The organism is Shouchella hunanensis (assembly GCF_028735875.1).
In the GTDB taxonomy this organism is placed as follows: Bacteria; Bacillota; Bacilli; order Bacillales; family Bacillaceae_D; genus Shouchella; species Shouchella hunanensis.
Genome location: NZ_CP117834.1, coordinates 452,080 through 468,976 on the forward strand (window position 1 = coordinate 452,080; position 16,897 = coordinate 468,976).

Annotated in this window: 19 protein-coding genes and 1 riboswitch; all 19 genes read right to left on the reverse strand. The window is 40.5% G+C overall.

What is annotated here, in order from left to right; translation table 11 throughout:
• Window positions 1–20 precede the first annotated feature (20 nt).
• Window positions 21–839 (reverse strand): sulfite exporter TauE/SafE family protein, encoded by an 819-nt coding sequence (locus tag PQ477_RS02475; protein ID WP_274272906.1) that lies wholly within the window; start codon window positions 837–839, stop codon window positions 21–23.
• Between the two features lie 18 nt (window positions 840–857).
• Entirely contained in the window at window positions 858–1,703 is an 846-nt protein-coding gene (locus PQ477_RS02480; protein WP_035398622.1) for a DUF72 domain-containing protein, read from the reverse strand.
• Window positions 1,704–1,886: 183 nt separating this feature from the next.
• Window positions 1,887–3,284, reverse strand: coding sequence for a Fe-S cluster assembly protein SufB (gene sufB / locus PQ477_RS02485; RefSeq protein WP_035398621.1), 1,398 nt, complete (start codon window positions 3,282–3,284; stop codon window positions 1,887–1,889).
• Between the two features lie 19 nt (window positions 3,285–3,303).
• Window positions 3,304–3,747, reverse strand: coding sequence for a Fe-S cluster assembly sulfur transfer protein SufU (sufU, locus tag PQ477_RS02490; RefSeq protein ID WP_035398611.1), 444 nt, complete (start codon window positions 3,745–3,747; stop codon window positions 3,304–3,306).
• Window positions 3,734–4,957: a cysteine desulfurase gene (locus tag PQ477_RS02495; protein WP_035398609.1), complete on the reverse strand. Its 1,224-nt coding sequence runs from the start codon at window positions 4,955–4,957 to the stop codon at window positions 3,734–3,736. The genes sufU and PQ477_RS02495 overlap by 14 nt, the downstream gene beginning before the upstream one ends.
• Window positions 4,954–6,264 (reverse strand): Fe-S cluster assembly protein SufD, encoded by a 1,311-nt coding sequence (gene sufD / locus PQ477_RS02500; RefSeq protein WP_060703724.1) that lies wholly within the window; start codon window positions 6,262–6,264, stop codon window positions 4,954–4,956. Before sufD ends, PQ477_RS02495 begins: the two co-directional genes overlap by 4 nt.
• Before the next feature lie 51 nt (window positions 6,265–6,315).
• Complete coding sequence (sufC, locus tag PQ477_RS02505; protein WP_035394565.1) at window positions 6,316–7,107, reverse strand: Fe-S cluster assembly ATPase SufC; 792 nt, start codon at window positions 7,105–7,107, stop codon at window positions 6,316–6,318.
• Window positions 7,108–7,309: 202 nt separating this feature from the next.
• Window positions 7,310–7,483 (reverse strand): YuzK family famiily protein, encoded by a 174-nt coding sequence (locus PQ477_RS02510; protein WP_164468417.1) that lies wholly within the window; start codon window positions 7,481–7,483, stop codon window positions 7,310–7,312.
• A 187-nt stretch (window positions 7,484–7,670) separates the two neighbouring features.
• Entirely contained in the window at window positions 7,671–8,000 is a 330-nt protein-coding gene (locus tag PQ477_RS02515; protein WP_144560508.1) for a carboxymuconolactone decarboxylase family protein, read from the reverse strand.
• Window positions 8,001–8,099: 99 nt separating this feature from the next.
• Window positions 8,100–9,011, reverse strand: a complete 912-nt coding sequence (locus tag PQ477_RS02520; protein WP_274272907.1) for an ABC transporter substrate-binding protein — start codon at window positions 9,009–9,011, stop codon at window positions 8,100–8,102.
• Entirely contained in the window at window positions 9,008–9,529 is a 522-nt protein-coding gene (locus PQ477_RS02525) for a hypothetical protein (protein WP_432813897.1), read from the reverse strand. Before PQ477_RS02525 ends, PQ477_RS02520 begins: the two co-directional genes overlap by 4 nt.
• Window positions 9,530–9,645: 116 nt before the next feature.
• Entirely contained in the window at window positions 9,646–10,491 is an 846-nt protein-coding gene (locus PQ477_RS02530) for a MetQ/NlpA family ABC transporter substrate-binding protein (protein ID WP_144559427.1), read from the reverse strand.
• 21 nt (window positions 10,492–10,512) lie between these two features.
• Window positions 10,513–11,181, reverse strand: a complete 669-nt coding sequence (locus PQ477_RS02535; protein WP_274272909.1) for a methionine ABC transporter permease — start codon at window positions 11,179–11,181, stop codon at window positions 10,513–10,515.
• A complete protein-coding gene (locus tag PQ477_RS02540) occupies window positions 11,174–12,196 on the reverse strand; it encodes a methionine ABC transporter ATP-binding protein (protein ID WP_035394569.1) in 1,023 nt (340 codons plus the stop codon). Before PQ477_RS02540 ends, PQ477_RS02535 begins: the two co-directional genes overlap by 8 nt.
• 62 nt (window positions 12,197–12,258) lie before the next feature.
• Window positions 12,259–12,366, reverse strand: a riboswitch (SAM riboswitch).
• A 68-nt stretch (window positions 12,367–12,434) separates the two neighbouring features.
• Complete coding sequence (locus tag PQ477_RS02545; protein ID WP_274272910.1) at window positions 12,435–13,709, reverse strand: MFS transporter; 1,275 nt, start codon at window positions 13,707–13,709, stop codon at window positions 12,435–12,437.
• Window positions 13,710–13,783: 74 nt separating this feature from the next.
• Entirely contained in the window at window positions 13,784–14,005 is a 222-nt protein-coding gene (locus tag PQ477_RS02550; protein WP_035394571.1) for a DUF2553 family protein, read from the reverse strand.
• A 105-nt stretch (window positions 14,006–14,110) separates the two neighbouring features.
• On the reverse strand, window positions 14,111–14,500 hold the full coding sequence (gene gcvH, locus PQ477_RS02555) for a glycine cleavage system protein GcvH (RefSeq protein WP_035394572.1): 390 nt from the start codon (window positions 14,498–14,500) through the stop codon (window positions 14,111–14,113).
• 84 nt (window positions 14,501–14,584) lie between these two features.
• On the reverse strand, window positions 14,585–14,941 hold the full coding sequence (locus PQ477_RS02560) for an arsenate reductase family protein (protein ID WP_035394573.1): 357 nt from the start codon (window positions 14,939–14,941) through the stop codon (window positions 14,585–14,587).
• Window positions 14,942–15,098: 157 nt separating this feature from the next.
• Window positions 15,099–16,883 carry an acyl-CoA dehydrogenase FadE gene (locus PQ477_RS02565; protein WP_144559428.1) on the reverse strand — a complete coding sequence of 595 codons (1,785 nt, stop codon included), beginning with the start codon at window positions 16,881–16,883 and terminating at the stop codon, window positions 15,099–15,101.
• Between the last annotated feature and the right edge of the window lie 14 nt (window positions 16,884–16,897).

Genomic DNA, 16,897 nt, shown 5'->3' on the forward strand with positions numbered 1-16,897 from the left:
CCTCCTTGAAGCAAGCTGGTTTACATGATGCCTTGAATGATTAGTTGAATGGCAAGAGCAATAAAGACAATTCTCATTACAATGATAAGTATGTTTGATTGTAAACGGCGGTTAAGCCAAGCACCACATTTTGCCCCGAAATAGGCGCCTGGAATAAGGGCCAGAACAAGTAACCATTCAACATGCCCCCCCAAAGCATAAGCACCCGTTCCAACAATCGCTGAGAATAAGACAAGTAACATAGCAGTGGCAGTAGCAATCTTTATTGGAAAACCGAATAAAAGCATCATAACAGGAACCATGATCGCCCCACCACCAACACCAAATAAACTCGATAAGAAACCGACAACAACGCTAATGATAATGGCAGTTGGGTAAGAAAATCCATAAGCATACGGCTTTCCTGTGTCATCAATACCTGTACGCCAGTAAGCTTTCTCTACCTCTTTTTCTTTATGCTGCTGAGGTCGAAAAAACAAGCTTAACGCAATAAGCAGCATAAAAAAGCCGAAATAAATAAGGAATGCATCAGTGGGTAGGAGTCGACTTACAAAAGTCCCTAGTATCGCTCCAGGCGCTATACCAATGAGAAAGATAAACCCACTTTTCACATCCATTGTTCGCTGTTTCCCATAAGCGATTACGGAAGAAATGCCAGTAACAATCATTGTCGCGAGAGACGTTCCCGCCGCCGCTTGCGACGTTAGGCTAGGTACATCAGCTAACACCATTGGCAATAGTAATAAAGCGGGAACGACAATAACGCCACCACCAAGGCCGAGCAGACTTCCAAAAGCGCCTGCTATAAAACCTACAATAAGAAAAAGGATAATAAACACAAATCATTCTCCTAGCTTTTAAAATAAATCAAGCTGTCGCGATGCTAAGTCTTTGTATGTGATATTCATATTTCCGATTAGCGACCGGGCGTTGCTAGCCGCATGACCACCAGAATTGTTATTGAATACAACAAACACATCATCCACTTTCTGCGACAAGCGTTGCAAGTTTGCTTCCCATTCCTTTAATTCTTGCTGATTGTAATCGTAGAGATAACGAACATCACGCCAGTTCTCACCGTTTCGAGGACCATTCCAACCGTGACGATTGCGCCCGTGAAATCGCACAAGCGTTTTTTCTTTTGTAGTCGGTTCTAAAATGGTAGGGACGGAGCCCGGACCAGCTTGAGGTTCATCACAAATACTATGTATCCAATCATCTTCTCGCATATACTGTAACGTCTTCTCTTTATACGGAGCATCAAACCATGAATGATGACGAAACTCAAGGGCTGTCGGAAAATCTCTAAGCTTTTCACGAACAAATCGTAACGCATGGACATGTTTTGTCGTAACATCAAACCACGGTGGAAATTGACATAAAACCATTGCTAATTTATTCGCCTGTATTAATGGCTCTAACGAATCTTTAAACGCTTCATACATTTGATCTCTAGATGAAAAAGGCGATTCACCACGTTGGTGCCCCGTAATGTCTTGATAAGCTTTCACAATAAATTTAAACGAATTGGGTGTTTCCCGAATCCATTTCTCCATTGATGCTCTCGATTGCACAGCATAAAAGCTAGAATCCAATTCAACAATAGGAAAATAACCAGCATAAGTCTCTAGTTTCTGATGAGGTTTAACCCCTTCATATAATGAATAATGGTCGCCCCACCCGGTTAAACCAATGTATATCACATTCTGTTCCTCCAGAGATGTTTTTTTCTATTTTAACGTAAAAAAGAGAGAAATGCGATTCTCTCGTCTAGCTAAAACTAGAACCCTTCTAACTAGCTATTGGCAAAAGCTGATCAAACATCTTTTCCCATAAAAAAGAGAAGAACGGCATTCGCTCTTCTCTTTCTATCAAAAGGTTTTAGATTACCCAATTGAACCTTCCATCTCAAACTTGATTAAACGATTCATTTCAACGGCATATTCCATTGGAAGTTCTTTCGTAAATGGCTCAATGAAGCCCATAACGATCATTTCTGTTGCTTCTTCTTCACCAAGACCACGGCTCATAAGATAGAACAATTGATCCTCAGATACTTTTGATACCGTTGCTTCATGCTCAAGTGTAATGTTGTTATTGAGAATCTCGTTATAAGGAATCGTATCAGACGTAGACTCATTATCCATGATGAGCGTATCACACTCAATCTTAGATTTTGACCCATCTGATTTACGTCCGAAGTGGCAAATTCCACGGTATGTTACTTTACCACCTTGTTTTGAAATGGATTTCGATACAATGGTAGACGAACAGTTTGGTGCAAGATGCGTTACTTTTGCACCAGCATCTTGATGTTGGCCTTTTCCTGCAATCGCAATGGAAAGAACTGTACCTTTCGCGCCTTCTCCACGCATAATAACGGCTGGGTATTTCATTGTTAATTTAGAACCGATGTTTCCATCTACCCATTCCATAGTTGCGCCTTTGTCAGCAACCGCACGCTTTGTTACAAGATTAAATACGTTTGGCGCCCAGTTTTGAATCGTTGTATAACGGCAATATGCGTTATCCTTTACGATGATTTCAACAACTGCACTGTGAAGTGAGTTTGTTGTATAAACTGGGGCTGTACAACCCTCAACGTAATGTACGGAACTGTCTTCATCCGCAATAATTAATGTTCGCTCAAACTGCCCCATATTCTCTGAGTTAATTCGGAAATATGCTTGAAGTGGCGTTTCCACTTTTACGCCTTTAGGCACATAGATAAATGAGCCACCAGACCATACAGCTGAATTTAATGCAGAGAACTTATTGTCAGCTGCAGGAATGACAGAAGCAAAATGTTCTCTAAAGATGTCTTCGTTTTCTTTTAAAGCAGAATCTGTATCTTTAAAGACAACACCAAGCTTTTCTAGATCTTCCTGCATGTTGTGATAAACGACTTCGGATTCATACTGAGCCGACACACCTGCAAGATACTTTTGCTCTGCTTCAGGAATCCCAAGCTTATCAAACGTATTTTTAATTTCTTCCGGAACTTCATCCCAAGAACGCTCTGTTTTATCTGAGGCTTTAACGTAATACGTAATGTCATCAAAGTTTAACTCTGAAAGGTCGCCACCCCACTGAGGCATTGGCATTTTATAAAATTGTTCAAGTGATTTTAAACGGAAGTCTAACATCCACTTAGGTTCGCTCTTCATACGCGAGATTTCTTCAACGATCTCTTTTGTTAATCCACGTCCAGAACGGAAAATGGATACGTCACGATCCGAAAACCCGTATTTGTATTCACCGATATCAGGCATTTTTTTTGCCATTCGGAATCCCTCCTAATAGTTATGATGATGGTTTATCGTTCAAGCCTTGTTCAAGTGCCTTCCAGGCTAATGTGGCACATTTGATACGTGCCGGAAACTTCGTTACACCAGATAATGCTTCGATATCTCCTAAATCAAACGTTTCCTCATCATAGTCTTTTCCTTGCATCATATCTGAAAAAATTTGTGATAATTTTAATGCTTGTTCAACTGGTAGTCCCTTAATGGCTTGCGTCATCATGGAAGCAGACGCAAGACTAATGGAACAGCCTTCACCAGTAAAAACCGCTTCTGAAACCTCACCATTTTTCACTTTCATTTGTACTTGAACACGGTCGCCACATGTAGGGTTGTTCAAGTTGACTGTCAGGGAATCACCGTCAAGTTCACCACGATTTCGTGGGTTTTTGTAATGATCCATGATCACTTGGCGATACAGTGTATCTAAATCACGAGAAGACATCGCTAAAGTACTCCTTTGCCTTGACTAAACCGTTTGCCAGAGCGTCAATATCTTCTTTTGTGTTATAAACGTAGTAGCTTGCTCTCGCTGTCGCAACAACATTTAACCATTTCATAAGTGGCTGTGCACAGTGGTGACCAGCACGAACAGCAATACCTTGTGCGTCTAATACCGTTGCCACATCATGTGGATGTACGTCACCAAGCTGGAATGTAACAACACCAGCACGGTCACGAGGTCCAAAAATCGTTAAATCTGGAAGATCCTTCAACCGGTCAAACGAATAATCAACTAGTTCCTTTTCATGCTGTTCAATTTCATTAAAACCTATATCCGTAATAAAATCAATGGCTGCACCCATGCCAATCGCCCCAGCAATAATAGGTGTGCCGCCTTCAAATTTCCAAGGAAGCTCTTTCCATGTGGATTCTTGTAAACCTACAAAATCAATCATTTCACCGCCAAATTCAATCGGCTCCATGTTTTCTAGTAATGCCTTTTTACCATATAAAGCACCGATACCCGTAGGACCACCTAATTTGTGACCGGAGAAAGCAAAGAAGTCACAATTTAAGTCTTGCACATCCACTTTAATATGCGGGGCGCTTTGTGCGCCATCAACGACCATAATAGCACCGTTCTTGTGGGCAATGGTGGCAATCTCCTTAATAGGGTTTACCGTTCCAAGCACATTTGATACGTGCATAACCGAGACGATTTTTGTTTTTTCTGTAACAACATCTTCAACATCCGCTAACGCGATTGTGCCGTCATTTTGAAGCGGAATGTATTTTAATAGTGCTCCTGTTCGTTTAGCTAATTGTTGCCATGGAATAATGTTTGAGTGGTGCTCCATTGGCGTAATAACAATTTCGTCCCCTTCTCGAACATTTTCATCCCCATAGCTTTGTGCAACTAAGTTAAGTGCTGTCGTAGTGCCTCTTGTAAAAATAATTTCTGCCGTATCATTCGCATTAAGGAATGCTCGTACTTTATCACGAGCACCCTCATATTCGTCTGTTGCCATCGTTCCAAGAGTATGAACACCTCGGTGAACATTCGAGTTGTAGCGACGGTAATAGTCATCTAACTTTTCAATAACTTGAATCGGCTTCTGTGATGTAGCCGCACTATCGAGATAGACGAGCGGATTTCCATTCACATGCTGATCAAGGATTGGAAAAAGCTTCTTTATCTCCTTTGCGTTCATCGTTGTGCCTTTCTCTCGATGACAGAACGCATTTGTTTACGAACTGATTCCACTGGTAATTGAGAGACAACTGGCTCTAAGAATCCGTGGATGACAAGACGCTCTGCTTCAACCCGAGAAATACCGCGACTCATTAGATAGAACATTTGTAAAGGATCAATTCGACCAACTGAAGCTGCGTGACCGGCTGTTACATCATCTTCATCAATAAGAAGGATTGGGTTTGCATCGCCACGCGCACGCTCACCAAGCATTAACACACGCTCCGTTTGCTCCCCATGAGATTTCGTCGCTGCTTTTTCAATCTTAGAAATACCGTTAAATATACCAAGCGCACGACCAGTCATAACACCATGCTTTAGAATGTATCCTTCAGAATGTTTACCGTAATGTTTAATGAGCGTTGTAAAGTTTTGTTTCTGCTGGCCTGTACCAATTGTGACAAGCTTCGCATCGGCAAACGAACCGTCACCAACTAAATACGTTGTGTTATCAGCAACAGTATCGCCATCATTCATTTGACCAAGTGCCCATTCAATACGACCATCGCGCTCTACATGACCACGACGAACAATATATGTTGTAGTTCCTGTAGCAAGGGTATCAACCCCACCGAAAGAAACGCGGGCACCCGCACCTACATATACTTCAGCGACTACGTTTGCTACTTTGATGCCGTCTCCATATGCTGCATAGTTCTCAACATAAGTGACAGAGCTATTATCTTCTGCAACAAGAAGTACGTGGTTAAAAAGACCACCATTTTCTCTTGATGACGCATAAAGTGCTTGTAGCGGGACTTCAACATGGACATTTTTAGGTACGTAAATGAATACGCCACCAGTCATTAATGCTGCATTCATTGCCGTTAATTTATTTTCATCTTGTCCAACTGCTTCAGAGAAAAGATACTTTTTAACAAGATCACCATTCTCAACAAATGCGGTTGCAAGGTCTTTAAAAATAACGCCTTTTTCATTTAACTCTGGTGCACTTGTCTGATAAACCGTTGATGCATTATCTTGAACGATTAAGCTGTTGCCAGTTGCTTCTTCATCAAGATATTCACGAATTTCTGCTGATAGCTCGTCTACAGCAGTGACAACTTTAGATTGTCCTAAATCCTGTGTGAAGTTTACAAAATCCCAATTGTGGATTTTCGTTTTGTCTGGTTTAGGTAGCTCCAATGCCTCAACTTTTTCAAGAGCTGCTAAGCGTAGGTCACTAACCCATTTTGGTTCATTATTTAATTCAGAGCGCTTCATAATGTCTTCCGCTCCAATTATTGGATTTGTCTCAACTGACATACAATACCATCCTTTGCTGTTTTATCGTTAAAAGCAGTTTTGTTAACTGAATTACGCTTCTTGACCAGCGTCAACTCGCTCATCTTCAATTCCAAGCTCTTCTTTAATCCAGTCATATCCTTCTGCCTCAAGACGCTCAGCAAGCTCTGCTCCACCAGATTTTACAATACGACCTTGCATCATAACGTGTACTTTATCTGGCGTGATGTAGTCAAGCAAACGTTGATAGTGAGTAATAATTAAGCAACCGAAGTTTTCACCACGCATTTGGTTTACACCTTCAGATACAACTTTTAACGCATCAATATCTAAACCAGAATCAATCTCATCCAGGATCGCGATGCGCGGCTCTAACATAAGCAATTGCAGAATTTCATTACGCTTTTTCTCACCGCCTGAGAAACCTTCGTTTAAGTAACGCTGCGCAAAAGATTGATCCATGTCAAGAACATCCATTTTTTCGTCCATTTTACGGATGAATTTCATCAAAGATAGCTCGTCGCCTTCCTCACGGTTTGCATTAATCGCTGAACGCATAAAGTCCGCATTCGTAATACCACTAATCTCACTTGGATATTGCATCGCTAAAAACATACCAGCGCGAGCACGCTCGTCCACTTCCATTTCAAGTACATCTTCGCCATCCATTGTGACAGAACCGCTCGTAATTTCGTATTTAGGATGACCCATAATGGCAGAAGCAAGTGTTGATTTACCTGTTCCGTTAGGTCCCATAATGGCGTGGATTTCTCCACCGTTAATTTCTAGATTAAAATCCTTTAAGATTTCCTTATCGTCAATAGAGACGTGTAAATTCTCAATCTTTAAGTTAGGTACAGACATGTGTATTCCCTCCATGAATTAAGCAAGCCTGCTTATTCAAACAGACTTGCATGCTTTTTTTAATGATTATCAATCTATTCTCATTCTAATTTTATAACAAATACTCCTATACTTCAAGAAGACCGAGTTAGAAATATCAACCTCATTTAAAACAGAGCCTTACGCGGAAAGCATAAGGCTCTTTAAATTCGTGTTATGGCTATTAACTTGTGTGTGACTGGATAGACTGAACAAGCTGATTACACGCATCATGTTCTTTTGTTCGCTCTCGTTCGATTTGCAGGCGTTTGTCTAAGCTGCTTTCATACTCGGCGTAGCTAACACCATGTCTTTGTTGTAATCCTTTTTCCATTTCACTTGTGTAGGAAAGTCGCATGTTCGAAATTGTCTCTCATCCTCTCTTGTTTTAAAACGGTTTCTCTTTTTACCCGATAGAATAAGTGTACCAATCATTGTCTTCTTCCTCAAAAGAAAAAGAGTAGCAAATTGGCTACTCTCCCTTCGTATTCCCGGTTCCATTCAAATCAAACATCTCCATCTTAGAAATGCTACTGTTTTCTTCCTTATTGTACTTGATTATCAAGTTCACGATAGGCTTCTTGAACAAGTGTCGCTCCTTGACTTAGCGCCGCCCCACTACCAAATGCCGTTGCAACCGAAACCGCTTCAAGTAACTCCTCTTCACTACAACCGTTATCGATACATCCTTTTGTATGATAAATAATGCAATATTCATCTTGAGCATGAATACTCATTGCAAGGGCCATTAGTTGCTTATGTTTTTTTGAAATAGCCCCTTCTTTAAAGCACTGCTCTGTAAAGTCATTATACTTTTCAGCAAAGATTGGCATCTTCTCTTCAAATGATCCCACGCCTTTTTTATAAACCATCATATGATGTTCCGTTGATGTATGTCCTTGTCGATTCACGTCATTCGCTCCTTTATTTGTTATAAAGGTAGTATGAGCGGAATCATAAAAGGCATACACATTTTATTCAAACGCTTCAGGATAAGCGGTTTCGGCTAAAACTCTTGTTGCTTCTGCGATTCTCGGACCCGGACGATCCATAATATCCGGCGGCATCTGTTCTAATTGATCTTGTTGAATGGCTTCAATCGTACTCCAACCATCCCGCTGGCGAATGTCTTCAAGTGGATCGTCGGTATAATTCACAGTTGTATAAATAAGTTCTGGATTTCTTTCAACAACTTCTTCGTCACTAATACTCGTCCAGCCTTCAACGTCCGAAAATACATTTTCTAACCCTGCGATTTCAAGCATCTCATGTTGAAATGTACCTGCACCTAGCGTCCAAATATCTGGAGATGGACTTATTTCAAAATAAACAGAACGCTTCTCAACATCTGCAACGGCTTCAGCGATTTTATCAAATTCAGCTTTCATTTCTGCAATTAATCGTTCTCCTTCTTCAGGAACAGCAAGCACATCAGCAATGGTTTGAATATCTTCAAAAATGTCAGCCATCGTTTGTGCGGAATCAATAGCAAAGGCAGGTAAGCCGACATCATTTAGCTGTGCCATCTCATTTGAACCATAGTCATACCCAATAATAAGATCAGGGTCCAGTTCAAGCATCCGTTCAACATATGGATTTTCATACTCAGCAACGACTTCTATTTCAGTCACTTCTTCCGGATAAACATCTGTATCCGATACACCAATCACTTTATCTCCTTGCCCTAAAGCGAAAATAATTTCTGTGTTACTAGGCAAAATTGAAATAATCGTTTCAGGAGGCACATCAAACGTCAATTTCATTCCACGTGCATCTTCCACTGTATAACCTGTCTCTTCTTGTTGTTCACTTTCCTCGTTTCCAGAATCATTGCAACCCGTTAACACAAAAGTGAATGCTATTGTTGAATATAGCCATTTTCTCATTCTTTACGTCCCCTTTTTTTTGGATAAGATTGACTCGTAAACGGTATTTCCTTTACGCCTTCTTTTTTGTTTATGTAAACAGCTAAAAGAAATAAGACATTTGCTAGTAGGTGTGTGTAATCCATTAATAACGTCGGCACGTCTCTTTCTAAGCGAACAAAGTGAAGTGCCCGAACAGACTTCTTCGCTTCACTTCTTGCAATGTGAAGCGCACTTGCCGCTCGTGATCCTTGCGGTAGTAAAAACTGTTGAATCTCTTCTCGAACCTCTATCTCATATTGATCATATACATCACTTAACCACCGCAACGCTTCTTCCCCAATGGCTTGATCGCCACGAACAGATCCATTTAAATGATACGCATATTCAGTTAATTGAAGTAAGAGCTCTTTTACGTTAGGGTACGAATCGACTAGTCCCGCTGCTTGTCCAATTCGTACAGCCAGCGAATCAGTGCGAATTTCAAAATCAACTAAACTTCCTTTTTCACGCATGTACGGGTAGCATAAAAACCGCATATCTTTTTTGGTCACCGTTTTTCCTCCTCTTCCCCCTGCTAATCATACAAACAAATAGGAGGCTAAAGCAATTAAAAAAAGCCCCCATGAGAAATTGTCATGAGGACTTTACTTTGTTATTCAGCAGGAATAACTGCTCCATTATATGTTTCTTCAATAAATGACTTGATGTCATCTGATCTTAAAACATCAACAAGGGCTTGAATCGCTTCATCGTTCTCATTTCCACTTTGAACAACAATTAAGTTTACATACGGATTATCTTCGCCTTCAATGGCAATAGAATCTTCTGTTGGCGAAATATCAGCGCCTAAAGCATAGTTTGAATTAATTGCCACCACTTCTGCTTCATTTGTTTGGTACGCTTGAGGCAAGAATTCTGCATCTGGACTCATGTCAAACACTAGATTTTTCGGATTTTCCACAATGTCTGCTTCAGTTGCATCAACAGAAACGCCTTCTTCAAGTGTGAGTAACCCATTTTCTTGAAGCAACGAAAGGATTCTCCCTTGATCGGCAACAGAATTACTCATCATCACCGTCGCGCCATCTGGAATGTCATTTAAGTTATCGTAGTCTTGCGAATAAAGCCCGATTGGCTCAACATGGATTGCACCAGCTTCGGCGAAATCAAAATTTTCATTTTCTGCCATTTGATCTTCTAAATAAGGACGGTGTTGAAAGTAATTCGCATCAAATTCGCCATCTGCTAACCCCATATTCGGTAAAATATAATCTTGAGCAACTTGAATATCAAGAATGATACCTTGCTCTTCTAAGATTGGCGCTGCTTCTTCTAAAATTTCTGCATGAGGAATATTTGAAGCACTAATACGAATCGTTGTTTCTTCTTCGTCTCCACCATTCTCTCCTGTGTTCGTGTTCTCTTCATCACCTGATCCACAAGCGACTAAAGCAAACGATACGCTTGCAATCCCTACTGTTTTCAAAAATGTCTTCATTCTAAACCTCTCCTTTTTTGTTTATCTTTTATCTAAACGATTGACCAAGAAATCGCCGATCATTTGAAATATAAATACAATCGCTAAGATGACGATCGTCGCCATAATCATGACATCCGTATTTGTCCGTTGAAAGCCTTGTTGGAACGCTAAGGTACCAAGACCCCCTGCACCAATTGTACCAGCCATTGCGGTATACCCAATTAAAGCCACCGTTGTGACAGTGATACCTGAGATTAAAGCAGGCATGGATTCTGGCAACAACACTTTAAAGATAATATGTCCATTCGAAGAACCCATTGCTTGTGATGCTTCCACAACCCCTTTATCAACTTCACGAAGCGCAATTTCTACCATTCGTGCATAAAAGGGCGCAGCACCAATAATAAGAGCTGGTAAAGCGGCACTTGGACCAAACATGGTTCCCACTAGAGCACGAGTAAATGGAATAAGCAGGATAATTAAGATAATGAATGGAATCGAGCGGGAGATATTCACAACAGCACCTACAAAGGTATAAAAGAAACGGTTTTCCCAAGGATTTCCTTTTGCAGTCAAATAAAGAAATAAACCAAGTATAATGCCTAGAAAGAATGTGGCAATAGCTGCAATGACAGTCATATAAACCGTTTCATAGGTGGCTAACCAAAGATTTTCCCAGACAACATTTGGAAAGAGTCGATCAAGCATGCTTCAACACCTCCACTTCCACTTGCTTACTGCGTATCCATTCTAGTGCCTTCACGATTGTTTCCTGTTCTCCTGCAACTCGTAAATATAGCTTTCCGTACGAGCCTTGCTGTAACTTTGATATATTTCCTTGTAATATTGAAATGTCGATCGGAAAAGAGCGAATTAGCTCCGTCACAAGTTGATCTTCTGCTGGATTCCCAATAAACGTTAGTGCAAAGATTTGCTCACCTTCTTGAAGGGTAACATCATCTAGCATTAGCTCATCCGATTGAACATGGGCAACTTGCTTAACGAATTCCTTCGTCATTGCTTCTTTTGGACGACGAAACACATCAATAACTGGTCCTTGCTCGACAATTTTTCCATCACTCATTACAGCCACTTCATGACAGATCTTTTGGATCACGTGCATTTCATGGGTGATGAGCACAATGGTTAAGTTGAGCTTCTTATTAATATCTGTTAACAAATCTAAGATGGATTCCGTTGTTTTTGGGTCAAGGGCAGACGTTGCCTCATCACACAACAACACTTTTGGATTGTTGGCTAAAGCCCGAGCAATTCCAACACGTTGCTTCTGACCACCACTTAGTTGTGCTGGATAATTATCTTCTCGTCCACGTAGCCCAACAAGATCAATTAATTCTTCAATTCGCTTTTTCCGCTCAGCTGCTGGTACTTTCGCAACTTCTAACGGAAACGAAATGTTTTCTTTCACTGTTCGAGACCATAGTAAATTAAAATGTTGAAAGATCATGCCTATCTTTTGACGTTCTTCACGTAACGCTTGTTTTCCAAGGGTAGCTAAATTAACTCCGTCTAACAGAACCTCTCCAGTAGTCGGTCTTTCTAGTAAGTTTAACAATCGTACGAGCGTACTTTTTCCTGCACCACTATAGCCAATAATACCAAACACATTCCCTTTGCTAATATGCAGATCTACTTGATCGACAGCATGGACAGTCGTTGTTTTTGTCGCATATGTTTTACTGATTCCCGTTAACGAAATCAAGTCATTCCCTCCAATTATAAAAAAACCTTCCTGTAAGATGTCAGGAAGGTTTACCTATGATCATCTCATCTTTCAAAGCTTATGGCTTTGCAGGATTTAGCACCTTCAAACGTTACGTTTGCGGTTGCCGGGTTTCAACGGGCCAGTCCCTCCACCACTCTGGATAAGAATTATTCTTTTAATATAATAAGGGCATCATAGCACGATGGGTTCCAGCCGTCAATCCCTTTGTCTATCGTTATAAGTCCAGTTGCTTTTTCGTATCCAGCGTATTCAATTGTTCATATTCTGCTACCTTTTTTTGAAAAACAAGGAAAAAATAAATGGAACCAATCACATAAAGCGCTGCAGTAATACAGAATACAATAGCATAACCTGTGTAAGCACCATATACTGCCACAATTCCCATTGAAACTGGACCCATTAGTGCCCAACCTAGTTGAAACACCATTTGTGTGACTGAGTTCGCAGTCCCCCTCATCTGAGGATGAATTAATCTCATTACAAGTGCCGCTTGAATGGGATTACCTGCATTCATTAACGCTTGCCTAAAGAGGAAACCGATGATGGCGAACCAAATGACATTTGTAAATGCTGTCATGAGTAAAAAAGGAATAGAGCCCATTTGTAGTAAAAATACTGCACGAACTTCCCCTACACGGTCAACGACTTTTGGTCCAATTAACATGGCAATAACTGTCATGGCTTGGCCTAGCGATAACACAAGACCGATTGTCGAGTAGTTTAAATGGAACCGATCGTTGAAATAAAGATTCAAGTATGGAATAACTAGTCCTGAACCAAATCCAATTAACAAACTAGAGAAGGCGAATAAACCAATGAGCTTCCATTCTCTTCTTTTAGGTATGTACGATTTCGCAACAGCTAGTTCTTGTACGCTGTTTACTTTTTGTGATTCTTTTACCTTTAATAAGGGAAAAAATGCGACACACGCTAACACACAAGCACTAAACAGAGTCACTTGAATCGCTTGAAGCATCGTTAATGATGTCCATGCAAACAATCCATCTGTCATCATGCCGCCAAATAAATGGCCAAAAACATTTGCTGCCATCATTAAGGCAGCATGGAGGGAGAATAACTTTACTCGCTGTTTTTCTTTTGAGTGCTCTGCTAATAAAGGAATAGCAGACACTTGTAAGAAAGCGAAGAAAAATCCAGTTACACCTGCTCCTACTACTAACAACCATTCAGCGGTTCCTACTGATCGAATAAAAAAACTGACCGCTAACATACTTGCGCCAATTAACAACATGTTCTTACGTCCAAAGCGGTCACCAATTATGCCAGCCGGTAATAGCGCTATTGCTGTTGCAGCTGCTTGACAGGCTATAATCGAGCCATTTAGTTGATCATCATAACCTAATTCCCGAACAAAAAATGGGTACATGACGATAAAAATCCCCATAGCTGTATTGAAGCAAAGCGACGAAAGAAAAAAAGAACGAACAGTCTGATTATAAGGATGAAACAACTTAGTTATTACTTTCATATCAACGTCCCCATTTAGCGGTTATTTCGTCTCTCTAAGTAATTATACGAAATCCCCGCTAATAAGGGTAGCGTTTAATGCCAACTATCCTCAATAAACGAAGTTACTTCATTCCAACCTTCATTCTGCGCTTGAAAGATTTGCTCATTATCAAAGATATAGCCAGAATTCATATGATGTTGAAGGCCTTGACTTGTCTCAATGACTTCCCCGATCATTGCACCATCGACATAAAGCTTTAGTCGACCTCCGTCATACTTTGCGACAACTTTTTGAGTGATATTTACGTTTTCCATAAATTCCTCCTTGGGCCTCTCCGCCTACCATTATCGTATGTGCGAGAGCATGCTCCTATCCGAGGGAAGATCAGCCAAATAAAAAAAAGCCTGTTAAACAGGCTTTTACTCTTCTTCATTAATCATGCTACTATATTCACTTGGAGACATGAGCTTGTCCAGTTCACTTGAATCTGTTGGCTCTACAACGATCATCCATGCTTTTTCATACGGTGACTCATTGACAAACTCTGGTGAGTCATCTAAGTCTTCGTTCACTTCAACGACTTTTCCGCTTACTGGCGCATACAATTCTGACACAGTTTTCACTGACTCTACACTACCAAACGGTTCATTTGCTTCAATTTCATCCCCAACTTCAGGTAATTCAACAAAAACAATATCGCCTAATTCAGATTGCGCAAAGTCCGTAATCCCAATTCGTACGTTTCCATCTTCCGTTTTTACCCATTCGTGTTCTTCAGAATACTTTAGCTCTTGTGGTAATTTACTCATGTCGTCCCCTCCATCGTTACGGTCTCACCATCATCATACATGAAAATGACTGTTCCGAAAAGAAGAACTTATTTGAACGTATCCTTAAGCCCAGTTCGTTTCAAATTGTTCTTCTTTAAAGCCCAAGGTAACCTTCGTGCCATCCGTTACAATTGGTCGCTTAATCAACATTCCGTCGGACGCCAACAATTCATATTGCTCTTGCTCTGACATATGTGCTCGCTTATTTTTCAAGTCTAGTTCACGGTATTTTTTTCCACTTGTATTAAAAAATGCCTTGAGCTCTAAACCACTTTTTTGATGTAGCTCTTTTAACTCCTCGGCACTAGGTGGGTTTTCCACAATATGAATGGCTTCATATGAAACACTTTGTGCATCCAACCACTTCTTCGCATTACGGCATGTACCACATTTCGGGTATTCATATAGTGTTACACTCATTTTTTGTCCTCCTCCTGTATCGTTTCGTTACTCACGGACATTTTACCATAATTGAAAAGGAAACAGCGAATCGCTGTTTCCTTTCTGAGGAGAACACTCCTTGCGAGAGGAGCATTTATTTTTTTTTGAGGAATTACCCTCAAAAGTGTTACTCTTTTTACACTACGAATTTCTTTTCAGCAATGACTGCTTTGGCAATCTCTCGCTTCTTTCCTACAACGTTAATCGGTGTATGTCTTGTTAATTTCTTTAACATTGACAGCATTGTGCGAAGTGTATCACCCTCTTCAACGTGAACGAGTGCTTTTTTCGCATTTGCTTCAATACGATTAATCGCTTCTTGTGCAAATACTTGTGTCATTAATAATTTTTGATTTTGTGCGTCGACTGAAGACTTCTGAATGGCCTTCTCAGTGCGCAAAATGACAGACTCTAATGAATAAATATCGTTCACAATATCAGCAACAACCGCTAGAATTTCTTGTTCCTTGTCGAGTTCAGGGCCATATTTTTGCGCACCAGTTCCAGCAATCATCAAGAATATTTTCTTTGCCATTCCTAATAAATACTTTTCTTGTTCAAGAGGCTCATCGCCTACTTCTTGCGGCATTAACATCATTAATTCTTCTTGAAGCGCTGTTGCCTTTTCAAGAAACGGTAGCTCCCCTTTCATCGCTTTACGCAAGAGAGTACCAGGAACAAGCATACGGTTAATTTCATTTGTACCTTCGAAGATTCGATTAATACGAGAATCACGGTAAATACGCTCTACTTGATATTCAGCCATAAACCCATAACCACCATGAATTTGAACCGCTTCGTCAGCGACGAAATCCAGGGTTTCAGAGCCATCAAATTTATTTAAGGAACATTCAATTGCATATTCCGCTATGGCATTCGCTACCGCACGACCATCTTTTTGTTCTTCTTCAGAAAGACTTGCAAATCGATCTTCAATTAAGCCACCTGTTCGATATATGGCACTCTCTGACGCGAAAATTTCTGTTGCCATCGACGCGAGCTTCTCTTGGATTAAACGGAAGGAAGCAATAGGTGTTTTAAATTGTTTACGCTCGGTTGCATAAGTTGCTGCAAGTTCTAGTGCAACTTTTGCACCACCAATGCACCCTACACCTAACTTATAACGTCCAATATTTAAAATGTTAAACGCGATAATATGGCCTCGACCAATTTCACCTAGTACATTTTCTACAGGAACGTTTGCATCCTCTAATACTAGTGTACGTGTCGATGACCCTTTAATACCCATTTTCTTTTCTTCAGGGCCAGTAGATACGCCATTAAATTCTTTTTCCACAATAAAAGCTGTAAATTTCTCACCATCAATTTTTGCATAAACAACAAATACATCTGCAAAAGCAGAGTTTGTAATCCACTGCTTTTCTCCATTTAGTACATAATGTGTTCCTTCTTCGTTTAAAACAGCAGTTGTTTTAGCTCCTAAAGCATCTGAGCCTGAGCTTGGCTCCGTTAGGGCATAGGCAGCAAATTTTTCACCTGTCGCAAGAGCCGGTAAATATTTTTTCTTCTGTTCATGCGAACCAAAGAACACAATTGGCAGCGTACCAATTCCTACGTGAGCGCCATGACTTAAACCAAATGCTCCGACTCGACTAAAGCGCTCTGATATAAGAGATGAGCTAATCTTATCTAGCCCAATACCACCATATTCTTCTGGCACATCCGCTCCGAGTAAGCCAAGCTCGCCTGCTTTTTTTAGTAATCGTGTTGTGTGTTGGAATTCATGATTTTCAATTGCGTCTACATACGGTTTCACATCTTTTTCAATGAAATCCTCTGTTGTCCGGGCAATCATCAACTGCTCTTCTGTAAAATCTTCCGGTGCAAAATAGTGTGATGCATCAATATCTTCTAGTAAAAAGCTGCCACCTTTTAATAAATTCCCTGTTGCTTCACTCATCTTTATTTCCTCCT